Annotated in this window: 4 protein-coding genes and 1 pseudogene; 1 reads left to right on the top strand and 4 read right to left on the bottom strand. The window is 42.6% G+C overall.

Annotation, left to right across the window (positions count from 1 at the left end; genetic code table 11):
- Positions 1-44: 44 nt before the first annotated feature.
- The 4 genes from V7Z64_RS11380 to V7Z64_RS11395 are packed head-to-tail and all read right to left on the bottom strand — an operon-like array spanning position 45 to position 5,223.
- On the bottom strand, positions 45-1,136 hold the full coding sequence (locus tag V7Z64_RS11380) for a Ger(x)C family spore germination protein (protein ID WP_297989519.1): 1,092 nt from the start codon (positions 1,134-1,136) through the stop codon (positions 45-47).
- A complete protein-coding gene (locus V7Z64_RS11385; protein ID WP_297989522.1) occupies positions 1,133-2,233 on the bottom strand; it encodes a GerAB/ArcD/ProY family transporter in 1,101 nt (366 codons plus the stop codon). The genes V7Z64_RS11380 and V7Z64_RS11385 overlap by 4 nt, the downstream gene beginning before the upstream one ends.
- 9 nt (positions 2,234-2,242) lie before the next feature.
- A complete protein-coding gene (locus tag V7Z64_RS11390; protein ID WP_297989525.1) occupies positions 2,243-3,712 on the bottom strand; it encodes a spore germination protein in 1,470 nt (489 codons plus the stop codon).
- The gene (locus V7Z64_RS11395; RefSeq protein WP_297989524.1) at positions 3,709-5,223 is read right to left on the bottom strand and encodes an FAD-dependent oxidoreductase; all 1,515 of its coding nucleotides are present in this window, start codon (positions 5,221-5,223) and stop codon (positions 3,709-3,711) included. Before V7Z64_RS11395 ends, V7Z64_RS11390 begins: the two co-directional genes overlap by 4 nt.
- 140 nt (positions 5,224-5,363) lie before the next feature.
- Here V7Z64_RS11395 and V7Z64_RS11400 point away from each other — a divergent pair.
- Positions 5,364-5,961, top strand: a pseudogene (locus V7Z64_RS11400) (transcriptional regulator); the annotation flags it as partial.

Consider the following 5,961-nt stretch of genomic DNA (forward strand, 5'->3'; position numbering starts at 1 on the left):
AGTTCATTATGAATGATCGGTCTATATTGGGCAACTTTTTTTCGCTATTGGAGAACACCATAATTAATAATCTCAACGGTTGGACGAATGTTGATGTCCGCCTTCGCAAACGCTTTCGCCCAGCTTTTTTGTTTTTTAAATGTTTTGTATTCATAAGCGCGAGCGTATAAGCCGAATCCGATCGGATCGACTTCGTATTTTTGCATTTTTCTTACAATTGACTCAAGCTGTTTTTGTATTTCTTTAGCGAGCAATTGTTCGATTTTTTGTTTATCCTTTTTCATATCAATGTATGCGGTTGCTTCTGTTAAAACAGCACGTAATTTTATGCGCACGTCAAAACGAAACATCCCATGTTGAAACGACGGTTTATATGAAAAATGACCATGTTCAATAGAAATGCTTACGAACTCTGTTTGTTTGTTTTGTTTTTTGATCGGTAACGTAAGCGACGTTGAAGGTTTAATTTGTTTTTGTAGTATCGCAAAATACGGGCTTTCTTTTTGGAACAATGCCCCGACATATTTTCGTTGTTCATTAAATAAAGCGATCCCGCCCGCGACCAAATCCCCTTTATATACTTTCATCATCGGGGCAAAAGGCGTTTGGGCGCGATCAATCGATAAACGACGAAATTGAAGAAGATCCATTTTCGTCGTTTGTTTTCCTTTATGAGCTGTCAATAATACGTCGCGAATGGCGACCGATAAACGAGGCTTATCATCAAGCCGAATGTACATTAAATTTTTTAACGGACCGTCAAAAACGATAAAATTTGCTGTCGTTGAGTTTTTCGGATCACGATATAACACGTCTAAATACGAGAACATATCGTGATTTTTCGCGATTCTTTTACTCACAACGACATTTTGTGTTTTTCCGCCAACAATTTTTCCGGAAGCGAAGGCGTTTGCTTTAAAACGGTTGTCGCGAAGCGTTACCCCTGATGTACGAATCACTTCGTAAATGTTTTTCGCTTCTTTATTAAAGACAGGACTAACGGAATAAACGATTATTTTCCCGTCTTTTTCGTCTAGTCCAATCGTTAACACGAGCGTTAAATCGTCAAGTTGCGACTGCATGCCACATCCGACTGTTAAAAGAAAGCAAAGAAATATATACATATGTTTTCTCATTTCTTTTTCCCTCCTCGAAACCATCGCACAACGGAGACGTAGATAAACAAACAAGTTGGAAAAACATAAGCCCCCCATAGTCCGTATCGTTCCCACCATGATCCCATCGTTTGAATATGTGAAAAAGAAGGATTGTATAAAAAAGATACGACAATAAATACGCACACAGCGATAACGAGCACGATCGTATGATCTTGTTTTTTAAACAGTTGACTGATGCCAAAGACGGTCGTAAAAATATACGGAATGCCTGTCGTCGACATGACGAACAAATAAAACGACAAAAAAATGACTTCGAACCGTTCGATAAATGAAAACTCGATCGTTTTTAACAACGATAACGTCGGCCACACAAGCGACGGCGTTTCATCGGGACTAAAGAAAATAAAACATGTTACTGTAATTAATAAAAAAGTGAAAGCGGAAATGCTGTTTGCGATGATCATTGCTTTTATCGCATGCTTTTTTTCTTTTAAAAACGGGTAAAACACGAACGCGAGCTCGAATCCTAAAAACGATAAAACAGTCGTTTTTACCGCTTGGAAAATTGGAGCCCAACCTTCTTTTAAAATAGGGAGCATATGTAAAACACTCCCTTTTTGCAACGGTATAGCGATAAGAACCGGCATCCAAAGCGTTAAGTAAAAAACAAATTCGGCATAACGGCCGAGCACGCGCACGCCATTTCGGGCAATAAGAAACCCCGGCAACATAAATAGCATCATAAGTAAATAGTTTGGTGTATTTGGCAACACCCACGTTTGTATAACGTGAATAGCTGTAAAAACGACCGTCATAGACGCGAGCAAAGCATAAGCGACGAACGCGAGATGAAGCAACGAGCCAAATATGCGACCAAAATAGCGGCGCGAGAGATCGAAAATCGTATCCTGCTTATGTTTTTCCATCGTTTTAATAATGAGCATACTAGCGATGATCGAAATGCCCCAACCGATCACAATGGCGATCCACCCATCCGTGTTTGCGATATCGGCGAGTTGGGCAGGGAGAGATAAAATACCGATGCCGATTTGTATACCTGAAATAAGAAAAATATATTGCATCGTTGTAATTTCATTAAACTGATAACGTTTCATACGCACCACTTATTTGCGAAATTTTTTTTGTCTCGTTAGTTGTATCGGTCGTGCGGATAGCGGACGCGTGCGCATCATCCAAAGCGGGAAGCGCAAGACCGTATCTTTCCAGTCGCGCAACCGTGCAGGAGCGAACGGACTTCCTGCAGGGGTGCCGAGCGACTCCAATGAAATAAGGTGCCCAATAATAACCATAAATCCGATCACCATCCCCACTAAACCGAATAAAGAGGCCGCGATCATCATTGGAAAGCGCAATAAGCGAATCGATTCGGACATATCAGGATTCGGAATAATAAACGAAGCAATCGCTGTGAGCGACACGATGACGACCATAATGTTGCTGACGATGCCAGCTTCAACGGCTGCTTGTCCGATTACAACTCCGCCGACGATGCCGACCGTTTGCCCGATCGGCGCAGGTAAACGTAACCCTGCTTCACGCAACATTTCGATCGCAAGCTCCATTAAAATCGCTTCAAGAATCGGAGGAAGCGGAACGCGTTCGCGCGATTCGCCGACCGTTAACAATAAATTGAGCGGAATAATCTCGTAATGGAACGAAAGAGCCGCAATGTAAGCTGACGGTAAAAAAATCGCCATGAAAAAGGCAAGCAGGCGCAGTAAGCGTAAAAATGAAGCGATCATCCAACGCGTACTATAGTCATCAACCGTTTGGAAAAACGTGATGAACGTCATCGGTCCGATCATGACGCTAGGCGACCGATCAACAACGATGACGATGCGTCCTTGCAGTAGGTTGCTTACTGCTGCATCTGGCCGCTCCGTCAATAAAAACTGCGGAAATGGCGAAAACGGATTATCTTCAATCAGTTGCATAAGCTCACCTGTATTGACGATCGTATCGACGTCGATTTGCTCGATGCGATCTTTCAGCTCTTGTACTACCTCAGGGTGAGCTACATCTTCTAAATATAAAATAGAGACAGGCGTGTGACCGCGTCTACCGACCGTCGTCTCTTCAATTTTTAGTTGTTGGTGAGGCAAATAGCGTCGAATGAGCGCAATATTTTTTTCGCACGTTTCAATAAATCCTTGGTGCGATCCCTTAAGCGATGACTCAATTTGCGGTTCAGCGATCGCCCGCTGTGGCCATCCTTGCGTATCTAACAGCAATACGCGGTTATCGCCATCGAGCAATAGCGCGGTTTCTCCTTGAAATACATGTTGAATGACGTGTTCCCATTTTGTCGTATATGACTTAGATCCGATCGGTAATTGAATGTCTATAATCGTTTCAATTTGTTTTGTTTCAAATAAAAGTGGATCGATAATGTTATTGTTAATTGAATTTTTATCAACGAGCGTGTTGAGATATACGAGCAATGCCCGTTTTTTCGGTTCGCCAATCCATATATGACAATAAATGAGGTCGGGAGTTTTTGTGAAATAGTCACGCAACGTTTGCTCATTCATATCGAGCGAATGGGTGATCGTTTGTTGTGTACCGTTCATTATTCATCCCCTTCAATCCGCTGGAGCGGTTCGATGGCAGGTCCTTCTAAAACTTTTCCGGTAAAACAAAAGCGAGAGCCATGACATGGGCAATCCCAAGAGCGCTCACTATTGTTCCATTCAAGCTCGCACCCCATATGTGTACAAGTCGTATCGACGACATAAAGCGTACCTTGTTCGTCGCGATACGCCCCTGCCCGTTTTCCATGTACATTGACCACTGCCCCTTCCCCTTTCGATATGTCGCGCGGAGTGCGCAAGGCATATTCAAGCTTTCCGGTTAAGAAATGTTTAGCGACATCGATTCCTTCTGTTACGAAGTTTTGAAGCGATGGATGAGCGATAAATCGTGACGGCGTAAATAGATGGGCATAGCTGTTCTCTTTTTGCAACGTTAAATCGGTTAAAAGATGGGCTGCGACAGTGCTTGTCGTCATCCCCCACTTTCGATATCCTGTCGCGACAAGCACGTTCGGATGACTAGCACGGACAGGGCCGATGTAAGGAAGATGATCTAACGTTACTAAATCTTGTGCCGACCAACGATATAATACATTTGATAATCCAAACGTGTGGTTACAAAATGACTGTAATGCTTCGTAATGTTGCATCATGTTTGTTCCTTGTCCGACTTTATGCGACTCGCCCCCAATTAAGAGAAGCGGTCTGTCGTTCATCATGGCGTATCGAAGCGAACGCTTTGGTTCATTTGCGCTTAAATACATGCCTTGCAATCGTTCATGCGACTCGACTGCAATAACGTATGACCGTTCGGCATGTAAACGAGCAAAATAAAAAGAAGGATCAAAAAATGGAAAGTGAGTACAAATGATGACCGTATCGCACGTCATGGTAGCTCCGTTTTTCATCTTCACGACGGGTTGCGTTGTCGGTTCAATATCGACCGCAACCGTTTGTTCGTAAAAAGAAGCCCCATGTTTTACCGCAAGTTCGATTAATGTTTTTACATAGTGGAGCGGATGAAATTGCGCTTGTTTGCGCATCATAACCGCGCCTTGAACAGAAAAAGGAAGCGGTAGCTCGTCGACATACGCGCCATCAATGCCGAGCGTTTCGTAGGCTTTCCACTCTGCTTCAAGCGCATGTAATTTTGTTTCTTCTGTCGTATACACGTATGCGTCTTCAATCGACAAGTCGCAACGAATATCGTTTTCTTTCACTATGTGTATAATCGCGTGCAAAGCTTTTTCATTCGCCTCGTAATATTTCCGAGCGTTCTCCTCCCCGACATGTGAAATAAGTTCATGATAAATAAGATCGTGCTGGGCAGTAATTTTTGCTGTCGTATACCCTGTTGTGCCATGACAGAGGCGATTCGCCTCGACGACAGCAACGCGCACCCCTTCCCGAGCGAGCAAATAAGCTGTTGTAATGCCCGTTATTCCACCTCCAATGATTGCTACGTCCACATGAAGAGATTGTGCAAGCGTCGAGAACGATGGAACGGTTGTTGATTGTAGCCAATACGATTGGGACGAATTTGGTAAAGACATGACTTCATTCCTCCATACCCATGTTTTTCTTAATTTACCCCGAACGGAAAAGTTTATGATGAACATTTACAAAGATGATAAAATGGAAATAGACGAGTATTGAAACGTTTTTATAACATAACGTAAGAGGGAGAGTTACAGTGAATAAAGATGCAAGTGTTCGTTTACAAGATAACATCGTATTAGAGCATTACGGACTGAATGAACTGCATTTAGAGTCTGTTCGCCATTATCGCGAGCAGTTTGCGAAAGTAAAGCCAAGCCATCCGTGGAATGGCTTAGAAACAAAAGATTTTTTATATAAAATTGGCGCTTGGGGGAAAATACGAAATACAAGCAAAGAAGGGCTAACATTAGCAGGGCTACTAATGTTCAGCGAAGAGCGAATGATTACAGAAGTTTTACCACAATATTTTTTAGAATATCGGGAATATGATGACGATATGCTTTGGTCAAATCGTTTCACATCCCAAGACGGAACGTGGTCGGGAAATATTTACGATTTTTATTTTAAAGTGATGGACGAGCTGCAAGATGGATTAGAGAAAGAAAAAGAAGCAGTTCATGAGGCGCTTATAAACGCGCTCGTGCATGCTGATTATAACGGGGATGGAGGAATTATTGTTGAGCGCCAACAGTCATCTATACAGTTCTCAAATCCAGGGCTTTTTCGCATTCCTTTAGATCAAGCATATAACGGTGGGATGAGCCATTTGCGAAATCCAAATATATTTAAAA

The organism is Anoxybacillus sp. (assembly GCF_036834105.1).
GTDB lineage: Bacteria > Bacillota > Bacilli > Bacillales > Anoxybacillaceae > Anoxybacillus.